Here is a 25,880-nt window from a genome sequence, read left to right as displayed (position 1 = left end):
TGGTCGTTATTTGGTTAAAATAATATACAATAATTGAGCAAAAAGAACTTTCATAATTAGTGCAATTGGAAACATAATTGAGTAGGAAATTAATGGAACTCTATTTTGCGTCATTTCTTTTGAAGATTCTAATATAGCTGGTTGGTTAGATAAAAAGCCAAGCAATAAAGAAAAAGGAATTTTAAAAAGTTTATAACCGATTAATAAACTAGAAATAGTAGACAGGATACTAATAATTGCACCAGCCGATAATGCCCATATCCAAACGCCATTATCAATATTAGAGATAAAAGCATTTCCTGAATTTAGTCCAATAACTGCAAGTAGCAAAACCAGTCCGAGTTGACTAATAGTAGTATTTACTCCATAAGAAGGTGTCCAAGATACGACTCCAGTTCTTCCAATAGCGCCCAACAATAATCCCATAATTAAAGGCCCTCCAGCAATACCTAACTTAAAGTTAATTCCTAAAATAGGGATTTCAATAGCGCCTAGAATTAGTCCTAAAGCAATTCCAATTCCTAAAGAAAAAATGTTGACTTGACTTACTGCATTGTAAGAATCTCCAAAGAGTTTAGACAAATCTTTTAAATCTTCTCTCTTAGCAATAAAACGAATACGGTCACCGAGTTCAATAACTAAGTTAGGTTTAGCCAACATATCTACATCGCCACGTCTAATTCTTGTAATGGTAGCATCATATTTTTGTGTTAAATTAAGACTAGCTACCTCTCGACCAACCAGTTTTGGGTTACTAACAAAAATATTTTTTACATCATAGAATTTACGATCATAAGAGATATTGTTTTGTGATTCTTCACCAAGAATAGAAATTACTTTGTCGAGTTCGTCTACGTTCCCGATAATCATTAAGTCATCGTTTAATTCTACACGAGAATCCCAGTTGGTTAGCTGAGGTAGAGTGGAGTTGCTTTTGCAGATACGTCCATATAAGATGTTAAAATTATATAGCTTGTTGATGTCTCTAAGCGTTTTCCCAAATACTGTTTCATTTTTAATTTTAACCGATTTAGAAGACAATTCATCTTCAAGAGCATAGACTTGTTTTAGTTCGGAAAACTCTTTTTTGTAGTCGATTTTAAGAATACGTTGCATAAGCTTAAAAACCATAATAACACCAATAATCCCCATTGGATAGGAGAATGTATATCCAACAGTAAGAGCTTGAGTGATGTTGTCAAGTTCAGAAGCATTTTGCTCTCTTACCATCTGAATAACACTAGCTAAGGCAGGGGTGTTTGTTGTGGTTCCTGTATAAACTCCAGTAATGACATCAGGAGATAAACCTAATAAATAATAAGTCGCTAAAGCTAATGAAGCAGATATCGTTAGACTAATCAAAACAAATGAAATATCTCTTAATCCATGCGCCTTTATAGATTTAAAAAAGGCCTTACCAGTGCTAACTCCTAGCGTGTAGACAAATAATACCAGCCCTAATTCAAAGATGATGACAGGAACATTGTTGTTGGGGTTTAGCGCACCAAAAAACAACCCAACAAACAAAATAGATGAAATACCCAAATAATTTCCAGCAATTTTAATTCGTCCTACAGCATATCCTATAGCACATACCAAAAAAAGTAAGACTAATGGGTTTTGGAAAATCGATGCATTTAACATGACGCAAATTTTAGACCGCGAAGTTAGCTGTTTTTATAGCTGCTATGGAAAGTCTGATTTAATAAAATGTTAAGAAAAGCATAAAAAGACATTCTTATGATAAAAGTAAAGGCTGAAATAAAGAAAGGAAGTAAAGACTAACGAACAAAATAGTAGCAAATCTAGTCTTTTTAAATACCTTTGCAGACACTTATTAAATAGGCAAACATGAAAACAAAAACATTAAAGAAAAATAAGGTTAATGTCATAACGATGGGGTGCTCAAAGAATCTATTTGATTCTGAAGTAATGATGGGACAGCTGAAAGCCAATAAGTTTGAAGTGGAACATGAATCCGTTTCAGATGATTCTGAAATTGTGATTATTAATACTTGTGGATTTATAGATAATGCAAAAGAAGAGTCGATTAACCAAATTCTACATTATGTTGATGCAAAGAAAGACGGTTTAGTCGAAAAAGTTTTTGTAACAGGATGTTTATCTCAACGTTATAAAGATGATTTAGAAAAAGAAATACCAGATGTAGATGGTTATTTTGGTACAAGGGATTTACCTCGATTATTAAAAACGTTAAAGGCTGATTACAAACATGAGTTAGTAGGTGAGCGAATTATTACAACGCCTTCTCATTATGCCTATTTGAAAATTGCAGAAGGTTGTGATCGTCCATGTTCTTTTTGTGCCATTCCGTTAATGCGAGGGAAGCATGTTTCTACACCAATTGAAAATTTAGTTAAAAGTGCTGAAAATATGGTGGCAAATGGAACTAAAGAAATCATATTGATTGCTCAGGATTTAACGTATTACGGGTTGGATATCTATAAGAAAAGAGCTTTGGCAGATTTGTTAACCGAGTTATCAAAAATAGATGGTTTAGATTGGATTCGTTTGCATTATGCATATCCATCTGGTTTTCCTCAAGACGTTTTAGAGGTAATGAGAGACAATCCAAAAGTTTGTAATTATATAGATATTCCTCTGCAACATGCTTCGACTAAGATTTTAAAGTCAATGCGAAGAGGAATAACCAAAGAGAAAACAACTGAGTTGGTACGTTTATTTAGAGAAAAAGTGCCGAATATGGCCATTCGTACAACATTAATAGCTGGATATCCAGGAGAAACAGAAGAAGATTTCCAAGAAATGTACGATTGGGTGGAAGAATTAAAGTTTGATCGTTTAGGAATTTTTACATACTCACACGAAGAAAATACACATGCCTATAATTTAGAAGATGATGTACCTGATGAAGTGAAAAAAGAAAGAGCAGAAGCGATTATGGAATTGCAAGCAGGAATATCATTCGATTTAAATCAAAAAAGAGTAGGGGAAACTTACAAAGTGCTTTTTGATCGTATAGAAGGAGATTATTTTATTGGACGTACAGAATTTGATTCACCTGAAGTAGATAATGAAGTTTTGATTAAAAAAGATGAACATACCTATTTAAGAATAGGTGATTTCGCAACGGTTAAGATTACAAAAGCCGATCACTTTGATTTGTATGGAGAATTAGTTGATTAAGACAAGTTCTCACTGCTATTGGAATCGCTTTTTTTTAGTCAGTTCGAGTGAATTGATTGGTTAAAATCAATTCGTATCGAGAACAGCCTAAAAGAAGCTCAATGCTGTCCTTTTGTAGAGTCTAATGTAATTTTATGATGGATTTGATTCAATCTGTACCATTTTAATAGGTTTTATTTTTTTCTGAAATACTGGGCAGTTTTTTATGAAGTATACCATTTAGGAATGGATAATAATTAGTAAAAAATAATAAATGAAAAAAAGATTATTGATAAGCGTTTTAACGTTAATTCCTTTCTTGACTTTAGCACAAAGTGATACATGTTTAGTAACAACAGAGTTGGGGATTTCTTTCCCTCCAGTTGCACAAGCATCATATCGTACTTTTGCTAAAACATACCTAGATGATTTAGGTGTTCAAAAAATAAGGATAGGGGAGGATTGGTCAAACCGAGAACCAGTACAAGGGAGTTTTAACTGGGGGCCACTAGAAGAGCGATTGCTGTGGGCAGATTCTAACAATTACGAAGTCTTATTGACAATCCAATCCAATGGACCGAACTGGGCCTGCTCTGGTGTGTCCAACGACCGTTCTTGCGTTTTTAATGATAATAATGATTTTAAAAACTACATAGATTCCGTATTAGTTAGATATGGTGATAAAATAGCTAAAATTCAATTTGGAAACGAATGGCAATCTGATTATTGGTATGCTGGAAATGCTAATGCTTTTATCCAAGCACACAATGTATTGTATAATTCTGTACAGACCAATGCTCCTAATGTAAAAGTTGTTTTAGGAGGTTTTACAACGATATCATTACGATTTTTAGCAGGGTGTAATGGCTGGGTAACTCATTTTGATGACGATGATGGAGTGGTGTATGATAGTGTCTTTTTAGCGAATAATTGTTCAACACCGGCTATTCAAGAAGTTAAGGCACGAATCGATTCAGTATTAAAATATGCCAACTACGATTTTATAGATTTACATTTATACGATGATGTAGAACAGTGGGATGAATATTATTACAATTTTATTGATACCATTACAACGCCAATTATTGTATCTGAGTTTGGAGGTCCGAATTTAAATACAGAGCCGTATTCCGATTCTTATCAGGCTGACCGTTTATATGATTACATCAAAAAACTAGATAGTTTAGAAATAGCTGAAGCCTATTATTTTAAACTCGTTGAAGGGACCAATAACCAAGCTCATTTGGCATCAGGATTAATCGATGATTCGACGTTGGCTATAAAACCAGCCTATTATATTTTTAAATCGTTTAATAATTGTAGCTCGTATATTTATACTTTGGATTTAGGTAAACGCATTCGTTTTTATCCCAATCCTATGTATTATAGAACCAGCGCAGAATTTTCTGAGGTAAATTTTGATGGAGAAGCGACACTAAACCTTTATGATTTATCAGGTAAATTGGTGAAAATGATAACCATTTCAAATAATAATTACTGTGTGATAGATAGAGAGGGATTGAAAGTAGGTTTGTATTACGCTAAGATAGTTTCTAATCAAAAAGTAATAGGGAGGGGGAAATTGGTTGTACAATAAACGCATAAAAAAACCTAACAGATTTCTAATCTGTTAGGCTTAGTATTTTATTGGGATGAGTTTATTACTTCTTAAACTCAGTTAACGTCTTCTCAATAATAGCTACACATTCCATTAATTCTTCTTTCGTCATTACCAAAGGAGGAGCAAAACGAATAATGTTTCCATGAGTAGGTTTAGCTAATAAACCGTTATCTCTTAAAGCCATACAGATATCCCAAGCAGTTGAACTTTCTTCAGTATCGTTAATTAAAATAGCATTTAATAGACCTTTACCTCTTACCGAGTTAACCAAATCGGTTGAAGCGATAATACGGTTCATTTCAGCTCTAAATAGCTCTCCTAAAACTTTAGCGTTTTCAGCAAGTTTTTCGTCTTTTACAACATCTAAAGCAGCGATTGCAACTTTAGCAGCTGTAGGGTTACCTCCAAATGTAGAACCATGTTCACCAGGTCTAATAACATTCATAATAGCATTATTGGCTAAAACAGCTGATACAGGATAAACACCACCAGAAACCGCTTTTCCTAAAATCAAAATATCTGGATTTACATTTTCATAGTTTACCGCTAATAATTCACCAGTTCTAGCAACACCAGTTTGAACTTCGTCAGCAATAAATAAGACGTTATGCTCTTTACAGAGCTCATTACATACTTTTAAGTAGCCTTCATCTGGGACATAAACTCCTGCTTCCCCTTGAATAGGTTCAACTAAAAATCCAGCAACATTCTCTTCTTGTAAAGCTGTTTTTAATGCATCAACATCGTTGTAAGGTATTTTAATAAAACCAGGTGTATATGGTCCAAAGTTTTTACGAGCTACAGGATCGTTACTAAAAGAAATTACAGTTGTTGTTCTTCCATGGAAGTTGTTTTCACAAACTATAATTTTTGCTTCATTTTCAGTAATACCTTTCACTTCATAAGCCCACTTTCTACATAGTTTTAATGCAGTTTCAACTGCTTCAGCACCAGTATTCATTGGTAATACCTTATCAAAGCCAAAGTAGTTGGTAATGTATTGCTCGTATTCACCTAACACATTATTGTAAAAAGCTCTAGAAGTTAAACCAAGAGTTGAAGCTTGGTCTGTTAATGCTTTAACAATTTTTGGGTGACAATGTCCTTGGTTAACTGCCGAATAAGCAGATAAAAAATCATAATAATGTTTTCCTTCAGCATCCCATACATGAACACCTTCACCTTTGGCCAATACAACAGGTAAGGGGTGGTAGTTATGTGCACCATATTTGTCTTCTAACTCAATTGCATCTTTAGATGAGATTTTACTCAATGTCATTTCCATATTATTTGTGTTAAGTATTTAGTTTTATTCTTTCAAAGATAAGGTTTAAATCTTAATCTTTCAAAACCGTATTTTAACATTGATTTTGTTTAATTTAGATGTCTTTTTAAACGATACTATGAAAATAATAATAACAGGTAGTACAGGAATGGTAGGAAAGTCTGTACTATTAGAAGGATTAGAGGATGATAGAATCACGGAAATCTTGTTAATCAATAGAAATTCTGTAAACTTAACGCATCCAAAAGTTAAGGAGCTACTGTTGAATGATTTTTCAAATTTTAGCTCCATTCAAAATGCGTTAGTGGGATATGATGCTTTGTTTCATTGTATGGGAGTTTCGGCAGTAGGAATGTCTGAACAAGATTATAATAAGTTTACTTACGAATATACCCAATCTATAGTTGATACTGCATATCATGCAAATCCAAGGATGTTGGTTAATTATGTTTCTGGTACAGGAACCGATAGTTCGGAAAAAGGAAGAGTGATGTGGGCTAGGGTAAAAGGAAAAACAGAAAATTATATTTTAAGTAAAGGATTTAAAGAGGTGTACTTGATTCGTCTTGGTGGTCTAATTCCTGAAAAAGGGATTGTATCTAAAACAGGTTGGTATAATACCATGTATACGATTATGAGACCATTTTTTCCATTGATGAAAAAGTCTAAACACCTTATTTCAACAACAAATCTGGGTAAGGCATTATTAAATACATTATTTTACCCACAAGAATTAAAATATTTGGAAAATAAAGATTTAAACAAATTGGCTACTAGAAATTAATCTTTTATTTTTAAGTAGTCTATGGAGTCTTCTATTCAAAATATTGAACTAAACGATAACGGTCGTAAGGTTAAAGGAAAGAAAGTTATTGTTCGTTCAATAATTGATAGCCCCATAAAAAATGTTTGGGAGAAGTTGTTACAGAGTCAAACATTGGAGTATGTTGCTCGCGGGGTAATGAAGTTTCGTCCATTAAAGGGAAAATTCCCCAAAATATGGAAAGTGCATACTATTGTTCAAACGAAAGTATTGTTGTTTCATTTTATACCAATAGGAGGTGTCCATTCAATAGCCTTTGAAAAAATAGATGTTACAGCATATCAGATTCAAACGGTTGAACGGAATAGGAGTGCGAAAATATGGAATCATACTATGGAGTTAACTGCTGTGAGTCAACAACAAACTAGTTATAAAGATGAAATAGATGTTTATTGTGGCTTTTTGACGCCGATAATGGCTCGCGGTGTATTATTATTGTATCAATACAGAAGAAGACGATGGAAAAAGATGCTAAAAATGATAAAGACATAAAAGAGGGGTAGTATGATTGTTAATGATTTAGAAAATATTTTGCCTCGAGAAAGAGCAGTTGAATTAATAGCAATAGGTAAAAAGAGATCAATAAAAATTGGAGAATATTTTTTAAGAGAAGGAGCTGTACCTAAAAGTATTGCTTATATTAATTCAGGGCTGTTTAGATATGTGTATATTACAGATACAGGAGTGGAATATACTAAAGGAATTATTAGTGAGGGGTTATTTTTAGCATCATACTCCTCAATGATTACCCAAACAAATTCTCACTTTTATATTGAAGCTTTAGAAGATGCTGAAATTATTGAAATTCCATACGCAAAATTGCAAAAATTGGTTGATTCAGATATTTTTTGGACAAAATTTATATTGAAAATGGTTGAGAAGGGCTTTGGAATAAAAGAAAAAAGAGAGAGAGAATTTTTATTACTGGATGCAGAGACAAGGTATTTAAACTTTTTAAAAGAATTTCCACATTTAGAAAAAAGAGTTAAACAAATTGTAATCGCTTCTTATCTGGGGATACATCCAGAGTCGTTAAGTCGAATAAAAAAGAAAATTAGGACTTAACATAGGTCAATGTACACGTATAAGTCTTCCTGTACTTTTGGATGCAAATCAAAAAAGTAATCAATGGATTTATACAATAATACAGTATTAATTACGGGGGGAAGTTCTGGAATAGGACTCCAATTGAGTAGAGAATTAGTCAAAAAGAAGAACAAAGTCATTATTTGTGGGAGGAATGATGAGAAATTAAGGAAAGCCCAACAAGAAATTCCCGAGTTAGCAATTATTCAGTGTGATATCTCAGGAGTAGAGGGATGTATGGATTTGTATCGCTTTGTTAAGGAGAAATATCCAGAATTAAATATTCTTATCAATAATGCAGCTGTAGTTCATGCTCACGATTTTATTAAAGATGAAAATACTTTAGAAAAATTAGACTTGGAGGTTAAAACAAATCTGATCGCTCCAATTCACCTCATAAAACTACTATGTCCAATAATCAAGAGTAATGAAAAAGCTCACATCGTAAACATTACCACAGGTTTAATCTATGCCCCAAGAGCTTTATACCCTTATTATAATGCAACAAAAGCTGCATTGCATTCTTTCACACAGGTCTTAAGAGTACAGGTACCCCAAAATATAAAAGTTGTAGAGGTATTGTTTCCTGCTGTAAAAACACCATGGCATAATGGAAAACCTCCTAAAATAGCAATAGGTGTTAGTGACGCTGTAACAGAAATGCTTGATGGATTAAGGAAAGGTAAATGGGAGGTAAAAGTAGGAAAGGTCAGATTGTTAGCATTTCTATCAAGAATAGCTCCTAATTATATGTTTAAAAAAATAAATGCATTAGAAAATGAATAATCAAGAAACACATACATATCCGGTAGAGAAATCTGGAGGATTAGATAGTAAAATAAGAAGAATACTTCAAGATCCATACAAGTTGTTGAATCCTTATGTACAGGAGGGAATGACCGTATTAGACTTAGGGTGTGGTCCTGGCTATTTTACGATACCATTAGCTAGAATTGTTGGAGATCAAGGAGTTGTTGTAGCTGTGGATATCCAAGAGGAAATGTTTAAGATATTAAAAGATAAGTTTAATTCCTTAAAAATAAAGAATATAAAATGTGTCAATACAAGTGTTCAATCCATGGAGTCTATACCTAAAATTGATTTTGCATTAGCAGCTTATGTCATGCATGAATTGTCCAATCTTGAGGACTGGGTTGAAACGATATACAATAAGCTAGACACAAATGGTTTGTTATTGGTCTTTGAACCTAATATAGTCGTGTCAAAAAAAGCGTTTAGAAAAACACAACAAGCTTTATTGAATGCTGGGTTTGTTGAAGTAGAAACCCCTAAAATACGTTTCAGTAAATCAATTTTAGTTCAAAAAAAATGAAGTTAAATAGTATTATTAGAGATTTGCTTACTTATGATGCTGTAGTTGAAGAGAAGCGGAAAATAGCTGAAAATGTCTATCATTTAAGATTAAAAGGGGTGTTTTTAAAGCAAATGTCATATCAGATAGGACAACATTTACATATTTTGGTTCAGCCACATATCGCTGGAGGTCTTTTAGAAGCTTCAGTAAACCGAAGTTATTCAATATGGAATCATGACAGAGAAAAGGGGGAGTTGGATTTGGCTATATCTAATCTGGGAAGTGGACCTGGGGCTAAATGGATTACAACAATAAGTAAGGGAGATACTATTTTTTTTACAAAGCCTACAGGCCGTTTTGTCCTTGGAGGAGATGAATATAAACATCATTTTTTTATAGGTGATATTAGTGCACTTTCTCATCTTTATTTTATGAAGAGGAAGCTACCTGAATCAAAGTCATATACAGGTGTGATATATGGCGTTAATAGACACAGTTATTTTCCAGATATTGATGGGGAATACCCTTTTGATTTTATAAAAAAAGAAGACAAAATGTTTGGCTTTATTGAGCAAAAAATAGCGTTAATACCTCCTCAAGAGTTAGAATATACTATGATTTACATAGGAGGTGATGGGGATGTCTGTATTAGCTTAAATAAGTTGTTAAAAGAAAAGTATAACCTTAGTAAGAAGAATCTTACTATAAAACCCTTTTGGAGAAAAGGTAAGAAAGGATTATAGTTTAATAAAAAAGACCATCTACCTAATACAGTAGATGGTCTTCAATAGCTTATTTATCGCTAAAACTTAATTTTTAATAACCTTATAAGCTTTACTATTTCCTTGATAATCAATTTTTACAAAATACACACCTACACTTAAATTATTGGTCGTTATGTTTAAGTGGTTGATATGATGATGTTCTTCATTGGTAATTGTTTTTCCTGTAATGTCAACTAGAGAAACAGTAACTTTTTCTAATAACTGATTAAATTCAAGCTGAATCTGATCTTTAAAAGGATTAGGGTATAAAGTAATAGCGTCGAGTACATTTTCATCCATCCCTGTCATATAAGGTAAACGATTACAGATAGAAGTTTCTAGACAGCCATTAACAGTAACCTCAACAGCATACTCTCCCTCTTTTTGAGCTAAGAAAATGCGATTTGTTGCTCCAGTAATAGGTTGATTTAAATCGCAATTAATCCATTGGTAACTAGCATTTCCTGCTTGGTTTACTTTAAATTGATTGTGAAGACGTTCTACATAAGTATCGATAGGAGCTTCAACAGTTAAAACCGTTCGTACTACAGAATCACAGCCATTAACAGTTTGGAGCATATCGTAATACTCTCCAGCTTCGTAATGAACAATATGGCCAACGGCAAAACCTTCTCCATAACATATCGTTGCAGTTTGATCATGATATCCTGATGAGTATAGCGTTAGGTCTAAAGTGATGATAGAATCACATCCTTGTTGATTGGTTAGGCGATATGTAGCAGTATTGTTTGATTCAAAGTAGGTGTTTCCATCTATCCATGTAAAATCGTCACAAGCATAGTGAGTATCTGTGCTGTAGGTCGTATGATTGACTTGTAAGTTTAAAGTGATGATAGAATCACATCCAGCAGCATTTGTTACGATATGAGTAGCAGTATTGTTTGCTTGCGTATAGGTAATTCCATCTATCCATGTTAACGAATCACAAACAGTGTGTTTATCAATAGAGTAGGTTGGGTGAGTGATCGTAAGGTTAAGGGTAACAATAGAATCGCATCCAGCAGCATTTTGTATTTTATGCGTAGCAGTATTGTTCGATGAAGTATAAGTTAAGCCATCAATCCATGTTAATGAGTCACATGCCACTTGAATATCTTCGCCATAAGAAGGTTTGAGGATAGTTAAATCAATAGATATGATAGAGTCACACCCATTACTGTTAGTTAATGTGTCCATATATAAACCAGATGAACTGTATGAATATCTTCCTGAAGGAGAATCATAATAATCACAAGCAGAAACTGTTAACTTTACATCAGATTCACAATCTGAAATGACTTCATAGCCTTTCCATTCAGAAGTTGCGATATCATATAACCAAAGATGATTATTAGCAAAAGCAAGTCGAAATAAGTTAGCTCCAGGAGCATTTTGTGAAAGTTGACAACTGGTTTGATAAATGCCAGTGTTTTTATCAATAAAGTATAATACTTTGTTGTTGTAATCATAAATACCAGCTTCCATACCAGGTACACCAGTGTAAACAACGTTAGTTTTATTGATGTTTGATATTGCTACTGGTAAATTACTTATTGGTTGGTTGCCTAAAGCATGATGATTAGCTCTATCGTATCTAAATATGGCTCCATTGTAATAATAAATAATCTCATCATCAATCCAGTCATAATCTCCTGCGCATTGAGGATTAGGGGCACTAACTCCATGTATTTCGTTTGTCCCGGTCGAGTAAGGATGGGCATTGAGATCTAAATCTTGTGACCAAATTCCAAATGTACCATACCCATTCCCTTCTAATTGGTTGTTATTTGGGTTCCACCAAAGGCCTCTATAATCGAACCCTTGTATGGATGAGTTGAGTGGAGCGCCGTTTTGGTCGTATGTTTCAATGTGATATCCTACACTTCCAGCTATTACACTGTAATATAATTGCTGATTAGGGTTGTAAGCTACTCCTGATCGGTTATCAGTTCCTCCTACACATGGAAGGCTTAAATTCTGGGATGCACTAACTACTGGGACTTGTGTAAATCCGTTGTAAAAAATAGTCAGCATGCAAAGGATTAGTGGGGTAATCTTTATCATGACTATATGTTTTATGTTTTTTCTTACATTAAATTTACTAAATAAATATTAATTATAGAAATATTTTGATAAAAACTTAAAAAAACAGGATAAACAGTGTTTTTGATGGGGTTTTGAAGCGGAATATCTTGATATACAATAGTTTTGTGTAGACACGAATAAAAAATCCCCATCCATAAATCAATGGATGGGGATTGCACTGAGGTACTTAATGTTAGTGTTTAATAAATTGAAGAGTTTCTGTATGCTTATATGATTCTAAAGTAATCAAGTACAGTCCGTTCTTAAAATGTGCTGTTGAAATTGTAATTTTTTCTTGATTTAAAGCAGGGGAGAGGTGTAAAATTCTTCCAGAAAGGTCTGTTATCGTTAGCTTAGCATCTAGGCTGTTATTATGGTGTTCAATCGTAATGAGGTCTTTTGTTGGGTTAGGGTATACTTTTAGTTGCTCTTGTTGCTCTTGAGCTATGGAAACAATATAGGGTAAATGATTACATATAGAAGTATCTCTACAATTGTCCACATCAATTGCAACCGCATAAAATCCTATTTCAGTTGCTGTAAAGTTAGGGCTGGTAGCTCCTACTATTGGTGAGTAACCATTATCGCAATCCAACCATTGATAGGATGCATTAGCGATAGGTTTTACAGAAAAATCAGCATTTAATCGCTCTACATAGGTGTCAATTTCTTCGGCTACTATTAAGTTAGTGGTTACAATGGAGTCACAGCCATCTTGAGAAGTTAAAGTAGCGACATAGGTGCCTGAAGTATAATAGGTGTCAGTTCCTACCGTAAATGGTTCACCTGCGCAAGTGTTAATTGTTTGAGTGTGAGAAACAGCTGTAAGAATTGTCAAATTAAGTGTGACTACCGAATCACATCCAACACTATTGCTTAAGGTGTGGGTAGCTGTATTGTTCGAAGAGGTATAAGTATTCCCATCAATCCATGTGTAGCTGTTGCAAGCCGTTTGTGTGTCTATTCCAGTCGTAGAATGGTTTAGTGTAAGGTTTAGAGTAATGATAGAATCACACCCAACACTATTGGTTAAGGTATGTGTGGCTGTATTGTTCGAAGAGGTATAAGTGTTTCCATCTATCCATGTGTAAGTATCGCAAGCAGTCTGCGTGTCAATCCCTGTCGTAGAATGATTTATTGTAAGGTTAAGTGTAACAATAGAATCACACCCAACACTATTGGGTAGAGTATAGGTAGCTAAATTATTGGAAGAGGTATAGGTGTTTCCATCAATCCATGTGAAAGAATCGCAGGCTATTTGTGTGTCAAGCCCAATAGTAGAGTGGTTAATTGTAAGGTTAAGTGTAACAACCGAATCGCACCCGCTGCTATTGGTTAAGGTATGTGTAGCCGTATTATTGGAAGAAGTATAAGTGTTTCCATCAATCCATGTGAATACATCACATGCAGTTTGTGTATCAGTACCAGTCGTAGCATGATTCACTGTTAAGTTAAGCGTAACAACCGAATCACATCCAAGACTATTGGTTAAGGTATGTGTGGCTGTATTATTCGAAGAGGTATAAGTGTTCCCATCTATCCAAGTATAACTATCGCAGGCTATTTGTGTATCAATACCAGTTGTAGTATTATTGATCGTTAGGTTAAGTGTAACTACCGAATCACACCCAAAGCTATTGGTTAAGGTGTGTGTGGCTGTGTTATTCGAAGAGGTATAAGTATTCCCGTCTATCCAAGTATAAGAATCGCAAGCTATTTGTGTGTCTATACCAGTTGTAGTATTATTGATCGTTAAGTTAAGTGTAACTACCGAATCACATCCGACACTATTGGTTAAGGTATGTGTAGCTGAATTGTTAGAAGAAGTATAAGTGTTCCCATCTATCCAAGTATAAGAATCGCAGGCTATTTGTGTATCAGTACCAGTCGTAGCATAATTTACTGTTAAGTTAAGCGTAACAACCGAATCACACCCAACGCTATTGGTTAAGGTATGTGTGGCTGAATTATTAGAAGAGGTGTAAGTGTTCCCGTCGATCCAAGTATAGGAATCACACGCTGTTTGTGTGTCGACCCCTGACGTAGAATGGTTAATTGTTAAATTAAGTGTTACAATAGAATCACATCCATTTGCTGCCCCTCCTAATATTGTATGTGTGGCTGTATTATTAGAGGAATTGTAAGTGTTTCCATCAATCCAAGTATAAGAATTACAAGCAATTTGTGTATCTATTCCAGTTGATGGAATGCAAAAGTGAAAGTCAGCAAACCCCATGTGAAGGCCAGGGTTACTTTGAAGTGTATAGGAACTTGGAGAACAGTTGTTGCAGGTTAGTCCTGAGATATAAGTTAAATGTGTATTTATCTGGCTAGAAGCACTTAGATAAAACATTGAACCAACTGTAGCATCACAGTATAGAACAAGCGCATATTGCTTTCCTTTTAATAAGATTAAAGGGCTGCTAATAGGTTCATAAGTATATACATCAGCAACATTAGTTAGGCTAGCTTGTTGATGAAGAAGCGTCATATTGTCTATGTCCCAAATGGTCCAAGTGTAATTACCCAAAGCATTTGGAACTCTCTTCCCAAGTTGACTAATTGAAATGGTAGTATCAGGAGAAAAACTGAACCCTTTTCCGTTATTGGTATAGGGAGCGCTAAAAATAAAGGTGCTAACGCTATCAGTTGCAGAATAGGTTTGGCTGTAAAAGTTCAGATTAAACAATAAACATAAAAAGAATAATAGCGTAAAATGTAGTGTTTTGGGGTGTTTCATGAAAGTGGGGTATAGGGGTTAAATATTAATTGTAAAAATATTAAATATTAAGATAAAATACAAAAAAAACATGATGTAGTTGTTTTTGTGTTAGATTAATATATGTGTTTTAATGTTGAATATTGTATTTTATGAAATAGGAGATAAAAAAAAACGAGCTTAAGATTGGTTTCTTAAGCTCGTTGATAATGAACTGTTAATGTAATTATTGTTTAATGAGTTGTATGATATCCAACTTACTTTGAGCATGAACTCTAATGAAGTAAACTCCTGTGTTGAGTGCTTCAATAGGTAGAATGGTATTGGTTTGGTTTAGAACAGGTTCGCTTAATACTATTTTCCCCGATAAATCGGTAATTGTAATTAAATGAACATGATCATTTTTTTCAAATTCAATGGTTACATGCTCTTTTGCTGGATTAGGATAAACTTTTATTGTAGAGTTGGTTGGATTATGGACGTCTACAATATAAGGTAGTTCATTGCAAATTGAGGTATCAGAACAATTACCAAGAGTAATAGCAACAGCATATACACCAGTTTCATTAGCTGTATACGTCGTGTTAGTTGCTCCAGCTATTGGAGCAAAATTATTCTCACAATCGAGCCATTGGTAAGTGGCTCCTGGAGTTGAATTAACTGTAAATACATCATTTAAACGCTCTACATAAGTGTCAATTTCTTGCCCAACAGTTAGGTTTGTTGTAACAACCGAGTCACAGCCTCCAATTGTTGTTAGTGTGGTTGTGTAGGTTCCAGATGTATGGTAGGCACTATTTCCAATAATATAAGTTTCACCTCCACAAATAGTGATAGACTCAGTAGATGATGTTGCCGAATTGATGGTTAAGTTTAGCGTTACAATGCTATCACACCCACTCATATTAGTTAACGTGAAAGTAGCTGTGTTGTTCGAAGAAGTATAAGTAATACCGTCAATCCAAGTAAAATCTGTACAAGCAAATTGTGTATCAATTCCAGTGTTTGGCATCCCTAACGTTAAGTTTAAGGTAACAACAGAATCACATCCAACACTATTGGTTAATGTATGTGTAGCAGTGTTATTGGAAGTAGTATAAGTGACTCCATCTATCCAAGTATAGCTGCTACAAGCAGTTTGATTATCAGTACCGTAGGTAGTATTTAGTATTGTTAAGTCCAAGGTAACAATACTGTCGCACCCATTTTGATTGGTTAAGGTATGCGTTGCGGTATTATTATTTGTAGTATAAGTTATCCCATCGATCCAAGTATAACTATCACATGCAACTTGAGTATCGGTAACATTATCAGCATTAAAGATGGTTAGGTCTAGTGTTACAATAGAATCACAGCCTTGAGATGAGGTTAGCGTATGTGTTGCTGTATTGTTGGAAGAAGTATAAGTGTTTCCGTCAATCCAAGTATAGCTTCCACAAGCAGTTTGTGTATCGGTTCCAGTTAACGTAGTTGTAATGGTTAAGTTTAAGGTAACAACTGAGTCGCATCCATGAATATTGGTGAGGGTATGTGTAGCCGTACTGTTTGATGCTGTATAAGTAATCCCATCAATCCAGGTGTAAGAGTTACAAGCACTTTGAATGTCAACACCAGAGTTAGGTTGATGAATAGTTAAATTTAGTGTCACAATTGAGTCACATCCATTTTGATTGGTTAGTGTGTGTGTAGCGGTAGTGTTCGAAGCGGTATAAGTAATCCCATCAATCCAAGTAAACGAATTACATGCACTTTGTGTATCGATGGTGTTGTCGCTAGGGTGGATCGTTAAATTTAAAGTAACAACAGAATCACATCCAACGCTATTGGTTAAGGTGTGCGTAGCTGTATTGTTGGAAGAGGTATAAGTCATTCCATCAATCCAGGTATATGAGTTACAAGCCACTTGTGTATCAATTCCTGTAGAGCTATTTAAAATGGTTAAGTTTAGTGTTACAATCGAATCACATCCTTGAACAGAGGTCAATGTGTGCATCGCAGTATTGTTTGAAGCTGTATAAGTTATCCCATCGATCCAAGTGTAGCTATCACAAGCAGTTTGGGTGTCGGTTCCAGTTAGAGTCGTCGTAATTGTTAAGTTAAGTGTTACAATTGAGTCACATCCATTTTGATTAGTAAGTGTATGCGTAGCGGTAGTGTTCGATGCAGTATAAGTTATTCCATCAATCCAAGTAAATGAACCACAGGCAATATGTGTATCAACTCCAGTTGTGCTATTGTTAATTGTTAAGTTAAGTGTTACAATCGAGTCACATCCATTTTGATTGGTAAGTGTATGTGTAGCTGTATTGTTTGATGAAGTATAGGTAATCCCGTCAATCCAAGTGTAACTATCACAAGCGACTTGAGTATCGGTAACGTTGTCTGAATTAAAAATCGTAAGGTTTAACGTTGCAATCGAATCACATCCTAAACTATTGGTAAGGAGGTGAGTGGCTGAAAAGTTGCTAGATGTATAGGTTACCCCATCAATCCAAGTATAGGAATTACAAGTTGCAATCACATCATAACCAACTGTTGGACCAGAAATGGTTAGGTATTCAATATGGCTATTAGGGCAGCTACCATTAGTAGTATAGGTGATAGCATAGATGTTTGGAGAACTTGCTGAAACATCGATAGCACCAGTGCTAGGGTTTAATGATAGACCACTTGGAGTAGCACTAAACATTCCGCCAGATAATCCTGAAATTGTAGGTGTTGGGTCTGTAGCATTTTGACAATAAAGTGAATTAGCATAGTAGAAACTAGCATTGTCGGTAGGTGTAACATTCACAGTTACAGTACCACAGCTACCAGGAGTTACACAACCACCTTCGCCTCTCACATAGTATGTGGTCGTGCTATTAGGTGCTAATTGAAATGTAGAAGTAGTAGTAGCTCCCTCTAGCGTACCTCCACAACTTCCAGAGTAAATATACCATTCAGTAGCATCATTTAGGTTCCCATTTATCGTTAAGGTTATCGTACTATCACTACATGTAGAAATAGGAGAATAAGTCACTGTAGGAAGGTCAGGAGAAGTACAAGATATCCCCTCTAGTTTAACATTATCAAAACCTCCATAGTCACCTCCACCATTTTGCTTTGCTGATAATACAACGCTAACGTTTGTAACAGAGCTGTTAATTGCTACAGTTTCAGTTATCCATCCTCCTGTAGATAGGTTAGAAGAACCGTCTATTACAACCACTTCTCCCTGACTGACATTGTCATAAAATAATTCATATTTTAAATCATCTCCATTATCAAATTCAAATACATTGTAATCAAACGAAAATGTAACCGAGGAATAAGCAGAAATATCTACATTAGGAAGACTAATTGTTTCAAATCCTGAACCACCACAATTTCCATTTAAGTCAGCTATCCCCCAAAAAGAAGAACCCTCACTTGGTGAAATGGTATTTAAAAAAGTTCTATAATCCCATATATCAGCTCCATTTGTACAAGCAGGAGTTGATAAGGTTAAAGGAGTCCATGTATCTCCTGATGTTTCAAATCCTTGTTTGGCTATTGTAGTTTGGCTGTAAAGTGATGTTGAAAATAAACTGCTCAACAAATAGATAGAAAGTATATATTTTTTCATTTCATTTTTTTTGCAAATTTACTTTAATAATATAGTTGTAGCTAAATAAGTATTCAACAATTATCAAAGGTTTTGTTTATAAACTAACTGGTTTTTAAGTAGATGCTGTTTATGATAAAATTTGTATTTTTGAACTTTAAATTTTAACAACAGATATTGTATGCAACTATTTGATGAGTTCAAGGAGAGTAGTCAAAAAGAATGGGAAGATAAAATTATACAAGATTTAAAGGGGAAGCCTTTTGAAAGTGTAATTTGGGAATCTGAAATAGGGAAAGTAAATCCTGTAATATTTGAAACAGATATAGTACATTCAAACCCCAATGAATTCCCCTATACAAGAGGAACAAAAAGCCTTAACAATGCTTGGGATATTCGTCAACAGTTTAAAGAGTCTGATCCTCTAACCTTAAATCATCAGCTTTTAGAAGCGTTAAGGGGTGGTGTTAATGCATTAGAAATTTTTGTGGAGACAACACTTGATTTTGAAGCTGTATTTAAAGATGTACAATTAGACATCATTAAGTTGTACCTTCATGTTCATTCGGTAAATTGCGAAGAAATAGGAAAAGGTCTGATTGCTTATTGCGAAAAATCTGGGTATTCATTCCAGGCTATCAATGGAGGTTTAATTTTTGACCCTATCAATGAGTTGGCTACTACTGGTGCTTTGAAGTTTGATGAAGAAGCTGTTGATTATTTAAAGGCATTTAGTGCACAGATGCCTCACATGAATACCTTTGGTGTTGATGGAAGTGTTTATGCCAACGCAGGAGCAAATGTAGATACTCAGATAGCTTGTGCGCTAACACATGGTCATGAGTATTTATTGCAACGATTAAATGCAGGAGAGTCGCTAAAAGAGGTCTTAGAGACCATAGAATTTAATTTTGCTATAGGGACATCATATTTTCTTGAAATAGCGAAAATAAGAGCTTTTAGAACGTTATGGGCAACAATTGTTAGTGAGTACGACAATAGTTTGACTGATTTTAAGATTAAAATTGCTGCTGTGACCTCAAACTTTAATTATTCCTTAGCTGATAAATACAATAATCTATTGAGAGCAACAACAGGGGCAATGTCGGCGGTAATAGCTGGTGTAGACGCTTTGGTTGTGTTACCTTTTGATTACAATGAGAAAAAAGATTCGGAAAATTTTGGGTTAAGGTTGGCTAAGAACATTCAATTGTTGATGCAAGAAGAGGCTTATTTAAATCAAGTTATAGACCCAGCTGGAGGTTCTTACTACATTGAATCATTGACCGAACAACTACAGCAAAATGCGTGGAAGCAATTTCAGTACTTTGAAGAGAAAGGGGGAATCATGTCGTTATTATCTCAAGGGGAATTACAGGCTATAATCGAACAAGAGCAGACAGTGAAAGAAAAAATGCTTTTAGATGAGAAAAAGGTGATGGTTGGAGTCAATAAATTTAGAAATGAGAAAGAAGAGATAGAATGTTTTTCTGTTGAAGATAATGTTGAGGTTGGGGTTTTTAAAAAGTTGGTTGTAAAGAGGTTATCAAGTGTTTTTGAATCTAAATAGTGATTTGGATAATTAGAATTGAGTTATGAGAAAAAGTTTTAAAGGAGTTGATATAAAAAGAAAGGAGAAGCCAGTAAATGGGGATCAAAAAAGTAAAAATTGGTCTGCTCCAGAACAGATAGAAATTCAAAATTATTACGATCAAAATGATACTGATAAGTTAGAGCATTTAAAATTTGTTGGGGGAATAGCACCTAATTTAAGAGGTCCATATTCAACGATGTATGTTTCTAGACCATGGACTATTCGACAGTATGCAGGTTTTAGTACTGCTGAAGAATCCAATGCGTTCTATCGAAGAAATTTAGCAGCTGGACAAAAAGGGTTGTCAGTAGCTTTCGATTTAGCAACACATAGAGGGTATGATTCTGATCACCCTAGAGTTGTAGGAGATGTAGGAAAAGCTGGTGTAGCAATTGATTCGGTCTTAGACATGAAAATCTTATTTGACCAAATTCCGTTGGATAAAATGTCGGTATCAATGACCATGAATGGAGCTGTATTGCCCATTTTGGCTTTCTATATTGTTGCAGCAGAGGAACAGGGAGTAGATCAAAAGTTGTTGTCAGGAACTATTCAGAATGATATTTTAAAGGAGTTTATGGTAAGAAATACCTATATCTATCCTCCTTTACCTTCAATGAAAATAATTGCAGATATCTTTGAGTATACTTCTCAAAATATGCCAAAGTTTAACTCTATTAGTATTTCTGGTTATCACATGCAAGAAGCAGGGGCAACTGCCGATATTGAGCTGGCGTATACATTAGCTGATGGGCTTGAATATATTCGTACTGGTATAGCTTCAGGATTGGATATTGATACATTTGCGCCACGTTTATCCTTTTTCTGGGCAATTGGGATGAATCACTTTATGGAGATTGCTAAAATGCGTGCAGGACGATTATTATGGGCTAAATTGGTGAAACAATTTAATCCTAAGAACCCAAAATCAATGGCATTGCGAACACATTGTCAAACAAGTGGTTGGAGTTTAACTGAACAGGATCCATTTAATAATGTCGCAAGAACTTGTATAGAGGCAATGGCAGCAACTTTAGGAGGAACACAGTCATTGCACACCAATGCGTTAGATGAGGCGATAGCGTTGCCAACTGATTTCTCTGCACGTATAGCACGTAATACGCAGTTGTACATTCAGAATGAAACGGATATTACCAAAGCGATAGATCCATGGGCAGGTTCGTATTATGTAGAGAAATTAACACAAGAAATAGCAGATAAAGCATGGGCTTTAATTCAAGAGGTAGAAGAGCTAGGAGGAATGGCAAAAGCTATCGAAACTGGTTTGCCAAAAATGAGAATTGAAGAAGCAGCTGCCAGAAAACAGGCTAAAATTGATGCTGGAAAAGAAATCATTGTTGGTGTTAATGCTTATCAAACTGATGAAGTAGAAGAGTTTGATATTTTGGAAGTTGATAATACTAAGGTTAGAGAGGCTCAGATTGAACGTTTGAATAAAATGAGAGCTGAGCGAAACAATGAGAAGGTACAAGAAGCTTTAAGAGCACTAGAAAAGTGTGCTGAAACAGGCGAAGGAAACTTATTGGAACTAGCAGTTAATGCAGCAAGAGAACGTGCTTCTCTTGGTGAAATATCAGATGCTTTGGAAAGTTCGTTTAAACGTTATACAGCAACAATACGTTCTATTTCAGGAGTATATTCAACAGAAGCAATGGGAGATAAAGATTTTGAAAAAGCAACACAACTTTCTGAAGAGTTTGATCGTGTCGCAGGAAGAAGACCACGTATTATGGTAGCAAAAATGGGACAAGATGGTCACGATAGAGGAGCTAAGGTGGTAGCTACTTCTTTTGCTGATATAGGATTTGATGTTGATATAGGACCATTGTTTCAAACACCAGAAGAAGCTGCTAAACAAGCAGTAGAGAATGATGTACATATTTTAGGAGTTTCTTCATTAGCTGCTGGACATAAGACCTTAGTCCCTCAAGTTATTGATGAATTGAAAAAGTTAGGAAGAGAAGATATCATGGTGATTGCTGGAGGTGTCATTCCACAACAAGATTATCAATACCTATTTGATAGAGGAGTAGCAGCAGTTTTTGGACCTGGAACTAAAATTAGTAGTGCGGCTCAAGATATTTTAAAGTTGTTGATAGAGGCTTATTCTGCGTAAAAAATGAAAGCAATAGCCTTATTGTTTTTGGTGGCATTTTCATTACTTATTGTAAGTGGTATATTGTTGGTTTGGTGGAGGTTAAAAAAGCAGAAAACTATTCTTTGGATGGCTACTGTAGCCATATTAACCGCTTTCATTCTTGGGTGTTGGACTTTATATCAATTTGCCGATAAGTCTTATGATAAATTAAGTGGATCTTTTAAAAAGCGTTCTGGAATCGAAATATATAATGCCTTGTTAGGAACTCCAGTGAATGAGTGTATTGAGGTTATTAAATTTAAAGATCAGTTAGTACCTAAATTGGATGTTGCAATATTACTGTACTGTAATGTTTGTGATGAAGAATTAAACAGGTTAGTAAGACGTTATCATTTTAAGAAAGATACAATTCCATTTAATGAGGAAATGTTGTCCGAACAACCAGAATGGCTCAACGAAGTTGAACTTGGGGATTCGGTGATTACCTACCGCGCAGTTTTGAAACCTGGCAAGAATTGGCAAAATATTTATGTAAGTCTTGATGGTAAAAAAGTTTTAATTGAAGATATATTGGATTAAGGTTTGGGAGAAGAACAAGAAATAACAAAACAATTTAAGAATACCCGAATTATCTTTCCTGTATTACTAGGTTTATTGGTATCAGGCTTGTTGTTATACTTTAACCTAAGTGCAGTTCGCTTCGAAAAGGTAGAGGCTGGTTTAGGGATGTATCAATGGGTTGATGCTAATGGTGATGGCATTGTTCAAACAACAGATGTTAATGAATTTACTGAGTTTAAAGGTGGTGAATATCAATTGATTACCTATAAAGAGGTGCTGCAAAAGATTAACTGGTCTTTTTATACATTATTGTGGTTGCTATTAGCTTGGAGCATGATGCTATTAAGAGATATCATGTACATGTATCGTATTCGAATGTTGTCAGGTAAAGAATTGTCTTGGAGACAGTCGTTTAATGTAGTAGCAGTTTGGGAGTTTGCTTCTTCTTTGACTCCTGGAGTTGTTGGAGGAGCTGCATTGGCTATGTTTATATTAAATAGAGAAAAAATAGCTTTAGGAAAAGCCACTGCATTGGTAATGATCACAACAATGTTTGATAACCTCTTTTTTTTATTGATGATTCCTTTGATGTATGTTTTAATAGGACAATCAACGTTTTTTCCGCCTATTGAAGGAAAGGTCGTTTTAGGAATGGAATTGGGAGTGGAGGGACTATTCTGGTTGGCTTATGGCTTTGTTCTATTCTTTTTTATATTTCTGTTTGTGGGATTATTAATTCGCCCTCAGATAGTTAAACGTTTTTTACGAATAGTTTTTTCTTTACCAGTTTTAAATCGATTTAAAACTAAAGCTGTAAAAACAGGAGAAGAAATTGAGTTAGCTTCTCTAAGTTTGAAAGGAAAGTCATTGGGATATTGGATCAAACCATTTTTAGCTACAGCTATTGCATGGACTGGACGTTTTATGGTAATTAACTTTATTATTCAAGGCTTTGTAGCACTTGGCATAACAGATCATTTTAAATTGTATGCAAGAGAGCTGGGGATGTGGATTTTGATGTTAGTAAGTCCAACCCCTGGAGGAAGTGGTGTCGCTGAATATACATTTACTGTTTTTCTAGGAGAATTTATTCCTTTTGGTATGGCCATCATTTTTGCAATCCTTTGGCGTTTAATTAGTTATTATCCTTATCTGTTTTTAGGCTCTATAGTACTACCAAGGTGGCTGAATAGAACGAAGAAAATAAAGCAACCATAGTACTTTTATTTCGTAATGTCTATAAATATCACAAGATGAATAGATTGATAGGAGTACTACTTTTAATCAGTAATTATTGGGGGGTACAAGCTCAAAAAAATGTAAGGACCTTTATATTTGGTCATAGCTTGATTAACCATGAATATCAAGTAAACGTAACACCTAGTCAGGAGACATCTGTACCACATTGGTTTCATTTTTTAGCAAATGAAGCCAATCACAATTATGCTGTTAGTGGACAGTACGGCTTTTTACAACAACATGTTAATTTACCTCCAATAGCTCAGTGGGGCTTTGATTCTGTTCAAGGGGCATGGGATTCCGACCTAGAGAGCTTTGCTGCTGCAAACTTTACTAATATACTACTGACGCCATCTAATTTTGAGCAATGGCAACCACCAACAGCAGATTATTATAATGATACCCTATCTCCAATAGAAGCAACCAATCATATTTTTAATTGGTGTAGTCAACAAGAAGACTCAATGACTTATTATCTCTATGAAAACTGGCCAGATATGGGACCTTATTTGAATAATGGTTTTCCACCAACACAACAAGAATGGCAAAATTATAATACTTATTTAAATGGTGGATTCCACGATTGGTTTTTAGAATATCACGATTCTGTAATGAATGCTAATCCCAACTTGTGTATAAGAATGATTCCAGTAGGACCTATAATTAGTGGCCTTTTAAATCAAGCTCCCTTTAATCAAATTCCGTTAACTACACTTTATGAGGATGATGCTCCTCACGGAAGACCAACGCTGTATTTTTTAGCTGCAATGATAACCTACATGGCAATGTATGAAGAACCAACACCTAATTCTTACAATTTTATGCCAGTACAATATATTGATCCTATTGTGGCGAATAATTATCAAGCAGCGACAAATTATATCTGGAATGAATTGCAGAATTTCAATGATAGTTTTGGTAATAATAGAGTTTTTTGCCAAACTCAAAGCCATACGAATTATGGAACAGATATTCAAATGGCCTGCGATAGTTATACTTGGATCGATGGGAATGTATATACGTCTTCCAACAATACAGCTACACATACCTTAATCAACCAATTAGGAGGAGATTCAATAGTTACACTTAACTTAACAATTAACCATTTTACGACTGGAGTTGACACACAAATAGCCTGTGACTCCTTTACCTGGATCGACGGGAACACTTATACTTCTTCCAACAACAATGCAACTTATATACTTGTAAATCAGCAAGGGTGTGACTCTGTTCTTACTTTAGATTTAACGGTTAGTGAAACCTACCAAAACACCATTGATACAACAATCTGTTATGGTTCATCCTATGCTACAGATGGAAATAATTATACATCAACTGGAAGTTATACCAATACTTATACTTCAGTAAGTGGGTGTGATTCTGTGATCACGATAAATCTAACAGTCCAAAATGAAATCAATAGTACAATTACTGCTCAAGGTTCTACTTTAACAGTAGGAGAAGTTGGGGCAACTTATCAATGGTTGGATTGTACCAATGGAAATGTTTTAATACAAGGAGCTACAAATCAAAGTTATACAGCAAATAACTCTGGAGAATATGCGGTAACAGTTTCTAATATGCATTGTTCAAGTACATCAGATTGCTTTGAACTAGAGCAAATATCAAGTATGTTGGATACCCCTAAGCAGGTTAATGAAATATATCCCAATCCATTTAACGAAGTTTTATTTATTAGTGTCAATAGCCCTGTAGAACTGTCAATTGTAGATGTGACTGGGAAATTGATTTATCAAAAGAATAGCCAAGGAGGTCTGATTAAAATAGCAACAGATTCATTGGTTGAAGGGGTGTACTTTGTAAAACTTATTTCTGATGATGAAGAACAGTTCGTTAAATTGATAAAAAAATAGACGGTTTTATATATAAACGAATTTTGGCACGTAAATTGTTTTACACGCAGGAACTATAAAAA

General features: G+C 34.7%; 18 protein-coding genes. 13 read left to right on the top strand and 5 right to left on the bottom strand.

Annotated features, from left to right (window positions below):
* Window positions 1-6: 6 nt before the first annotated feature.
* Complete coding sequence (locus N4A35_04270; protein MCT4580611.1) at window positions 7-1,644, bottom strand: hypothetical protein; 1,638 nt, start codon at window positions 1,642-1,644, stop codon at window positions 7-9.
* Between the two features lie 207 nt (window positions 1,645-1,851).
* Here N4A35_04270 and rimO point away from each other — a divergent pair, with 207 nt between their 5' ends.
* Both rimO and N4A35_04260 read left to right on the top strand, forming a co-directional pair.
* On the top strand, window positions 1,852-3,168 hold the full coding sequence (gene rimO, locus N4A35_04265; protein MCT4580610.1) for a 30S ribosomal protein S12 methylthiotransferase RimO: 1,317 nt from the start codon (window positions 1,852-1,854) through the stop codon (window positions 3,166-3,168).
* 253 nt (window positions 3,169-3,421) lie between these two features.
* Window positions 3,422-4,744: a T9SS type A sorting domain-containing protein gene (locus N4A35_04260; protein ID MCT4580609.1), complete on the top strand. Its 1,323-nt coding sequence runs from the start codon at window positions 3,422-3,424 to the stop codon at window positions 4,742-4,744.
* A 64-nt stretch (window positions 4,745-4,808) separates the two neighbouring features.
* Here N4A35_04260 and rocD read toward each other — a convergent pair whose 3' ends face one another.
* Window positions 4,809-6,047, bottom strand: a complete 1,239-nt coding sequence (gene rocD / locus N4A35_04255; GenBank protein MCT4580608.1) for an ornithine--oxo-acid transaminase — start codon at window positions 6,045-6,047, stop codon at window positions 4,809-4,811.
* 124 nt (window positions 6,048-6,171) lie between these two features.
* On the opposite strand from rocD, the gene N4A35_04250 reads away from it, so the two are divergent.
* The 6 genes from N4A35_04250 to N4A35_04225 all read left to right on the top strand — a co-directional run bounded on the left by N4A35_04250 (window position 6,172) and on the right by N4A35_04225 (window position 10,020).
* Entirely contained in the window at window positions 6,172-6,837 is a 666-nt protein-coding gene (locus N4A35_04250; GenBank protein MCT4580607.1) for an NAD-dependent epimerase/dehydratase family protein, read from the top strand.
* Window positions 6,838-6,858: 21 nt separating this feature from the next.
* Complete coding sequence (locus N4A35_04245; GenBank protein MCT4580606.1) at window positions 6,859-7,368, top strand: hypothetical protein; 510 nt, start codon at window positions 6,859-6,861, stop codon at window positions 7,366-7,368.
* Between the two features lie 12 nt (window positions 7,369-7,380).
* Window positions 7,381-7,941 (top strand): Crp/Fnr family transcriptional regulator, encoded by a 561-nt coding sequence (locus N4A35_04240; protein MCT4580605.1) that lies wholly within the window; start codon window positions 7,381-7,383, stop codon window positions 7,939-7,941.
* Between the two features lie 63 nt (window positions 7,942-8,004).
* On the top strand, window positions 8,005-8,748 hold the full coding sequence (locus tag N4A35_04235) for an SDR family NAD(P)-dependent oxidoreductase (GenBank protein ID MCT4580604.1): 744 nt from the start codon (window positions 8,005-8,007) through the stop codon (window positions 8,746-8,748).
* Complete coding sequence (locus tag N4A35_04230) at window positions 8,741-9,295, top strand: class I SAM-dependent methyltransferase (protein MCT4580603.1); 555 nt, start codon at window positions 8,741-8,743, stop codon at window positions 9,293-9,295. Before N4A35_04235 ends, N4A35_04230 begins: the two co-directional genes overlap by 8 nt.
* A complete protein-coding gene (locus tag N4A35_04225) occupies window positions 9,292-10,020 on the top strand; it encodes an FAD-binding oxidoreductase (protein MCT4580602.1) in 729 nt (242 codons plus the stop codon). The genes N4A35_04230 and N4A35_04225 overlap by 4 nt, the downstream gene beginning before the upstream one ends.
* Window positions 10,021-10,086: 66 nt before the next feature.
* On the opposite strand, the gene N4A35_04220 is transcribed toward N4A35_04225, so the two are convergent.
* The 3 genes from N4A35_04220 to N4A35_04210 form a co-directional block, all read right to left on the bottom strand.
* Window positions 10,087-12,105: a T9SS type A sorting domain-containing protein gene (locus tag N4A35_04220; GenBank protein ID MCT4580601.1), complete on the bottom strand. Its 2,019-nt coding sequence runs from the start codon at window positions 12,103-12,105 to the stop codon at window positions 10,087-10,089.
* Window positions 12,106-12,319: 214 nt separating this feature from the next.
* Window positions 12,320-14,866 (bottom strand): T9SS type A sorting domain-containing protein, encoded by a 2,547-nt coding sequence (locus tag N4A35_04215; GenBank protein MCT4580600.1) that lies wholly within the window; start codon window positions 14,864-14,866, stop codon window positions 12,320-12,322.
* Between the two features lie 205 nt (window positions 14,867-15,071).
* Window positions 15,072-18,452 carry a T9SS type A sorting domain-containing protein gene (locus N4A35_04210; GenBank protein ID MCT4580599.1) on the bottom strand — a complete coding sequence of 1,127 codons (3,381 nt, stop codon included), beginning with the start codon at window positions 18,450-18,452 and terminating at the stop codon, window positions 15,072-15,074.
* A 160-nt stretch (window positions 18,453-18,612) separates the two neighbouring features.
* Here N4A35_04210 and N4A35_04205 point away from each other — a divergent pair, with 160 nt between their 5' ends.
* The 5 genes from N4A35_04205 to N4A35_04185 are packed head-to-tail and all read left to right on the top strand — an operon-like array spanning window position 18,613 to window position 25,818.
* Window positions 18,613-20,001, top strand: a complete 1,389-nt coding sequence (locus N4A35_04205) for a methylmalonyl-CoA mutase family protein (protein MCT4580598.1) — start codon at window positions 18,613-18,615, stop codon at window positions 19,999-20,001.
* A 25-nt stretch (window positions 20,002-20,026) separates the two neighbouring features.
* A complete protein-coding gene (gene scpA / locus N4A35_04200) occupies window positions 20,027-22,162 on the top strand; it encodes a methylmalonyl-CoA mutase (GenBank protein MCT4580597.1) in 2,136 nt (711 codons plus the stop codon).
* 3 nt (window positions 22,163-22,165) lie between these two features.
* Entirely contained in the window at window positions 22,166-22,723 is a 558-nt protein-coding gene (locus tag N4A35_04195; GenBank protein ID MCT4580596.1) for a hypothetical protein, read from the top strand.
* Between the two features lie 3 nt (window positions 22,724-22,726).
* Window positions 22,727-23,923, top strand: a complete 1,197-nt coding sequence (locus N4A35_04190; protein ID MCT4580595.1) for a flippase-like domain-containing protein — start codon at window positions 22,727-22,729, stop codon at window positions 23,921-23,923.
* Between the two features lie 35 nt (window positions 23,924-23,958).
* Window positions 23,959-25,818, top strand: coding sequence for a T9SS type A sorting domain-containing protein (locus N4A35_04185; GenBank protein MCT4580594.1), 1,860 nt, complete (start codon window positions 23,959-23,961; stop codon window positions 25,816-25,818).
* Window positions 25,819-25,880 lie beyond the last annotated feature (62 nt).

The organism is Flavobacteriales bacterium (assembly GCA_025210295.1).
Taxonomy (GTDB): Bacteria; Bacteroidota; Bacteroidia; order Flavobacteriales_D; family Parvicellaceae; genus S010-51.
The sequence above is the reverse complement of the archived record's forward strand: the minus strand, read 5'-3'. Positions and strand labels throughout refer to the sequence as shown.

Bases quoted from the DNA above. Each gene is read 5' to 3' on its own strand.
- N4A35_04270 (MCT4580611.1), bottom strand. From the start codon at position 1,644: ATGTTAAATGCATCGATTTTCCAAAACCCATTAGTCTTACTTTTTTTG.
- rimO (MCT4580610.1), top strand. From the start codon at position 1,852: ATGAAAACAAAAACATTAAAGAAAAATAAGGTTAATGTCATAACGATG.
- N4A35_04260 (MCT4580609.1), top strand. From the start codon at position 3,422: ATGAAAAAAAGATTATTGATAAGCGTTTTAACGTTAATTCCTTTCTTG.
- rocD (MCT4580608.1), bottom strand. From the start codon at position 6,047: ATGACATTGAGTAAAATCTCATCTAAAGATGCAATTGAGTTAGAAGAC.
- N4A35_04250 (MCT4580607.1), top strand. From the start codon at position 6,172: ATGAAAATAATAATAACAGGTAGTACAGGAATGGTAGGAAAGTCTGTA.
- N4A35_04245 (MCT4580606.1), top strand. From the start codon at position 6,859: ATGGAGTCTTCTATTCAAAATATTGAACTAAACGATAACGGTCGTAAG.
- N4A35_04240 (MCT4580605.1), top strand. From the start codon at position 7,381: ATGATTGTTAATGATTTAGAAAATATTTTGCCTCGAGAAAGAGCAGTT.
- N4A35_04235 (MCT4580604.1), top strand. From the start codon at position 8,005: ATGGATTTATACAATAATACAGTATTAATTACGGGGGGAAGTTCTGGA.
- N4A35_04230 (MCT4580603.1), top strand. From the start codon at position 8,741: ATGAATAATCAAGAAACACATACATATCCGGTAGAGAAATCTGGAGGA.
- N4A35_04225 (MCT4580602.1), top strand. From the start codon at position 9,292: ATGAAGTTAAATAGTATTATTAGAGATTTGCTTACTTATGATGCTGTA.
- N4A35_04220 (MCT4580601.1), bottom strand. From the start codon at position 12,105: ATGATAAAGATTACCCCACTAATCCTTTGCATGCTGACTATTTTTTAC.
- N4A35_04215 (MCT4580600.1), bottom strand. From the start codon at position 14,866: ATGAAACACCCCAAAACACTACATTTTACGCTATTATTCTTTTTATGT.
- N4A35_04210 (MCT4580599.1), bottom strand. From the start codon at position 18,452: ATGAAAAAATATATACTTTCTATCTATTTGTTGAGCAGTTTATTTTCA.
- N4A35_04205 (MCT4580598.1), top strand. From the start codon at position 18,613: ATGCAACTATTTGATGAGTTCAAGGAGAGTAGTCAAAAAGAATGGGAA.
- scpA (MCT4580597.1), top strand. From the start codon at position 20,027: ATGAGAAAAAGTTTTAAAGGAGTTGATATAAAAAGAAAGGAGAAGCCA.
- N4A35_04195 (MCT4580596.1), top strand. From the start codon at position 22,166: ATGAAAGCAATAGCCTTATTGTTTTTGGTGGCATTTTCATTACTTATT.
- N4A35_04185 (MCT4580594.1), top strand. From the start codon at position 23,959: ATGAATAGATTGATAGGAGTACTACTTTTAATCAGTAATTATTGGGGG.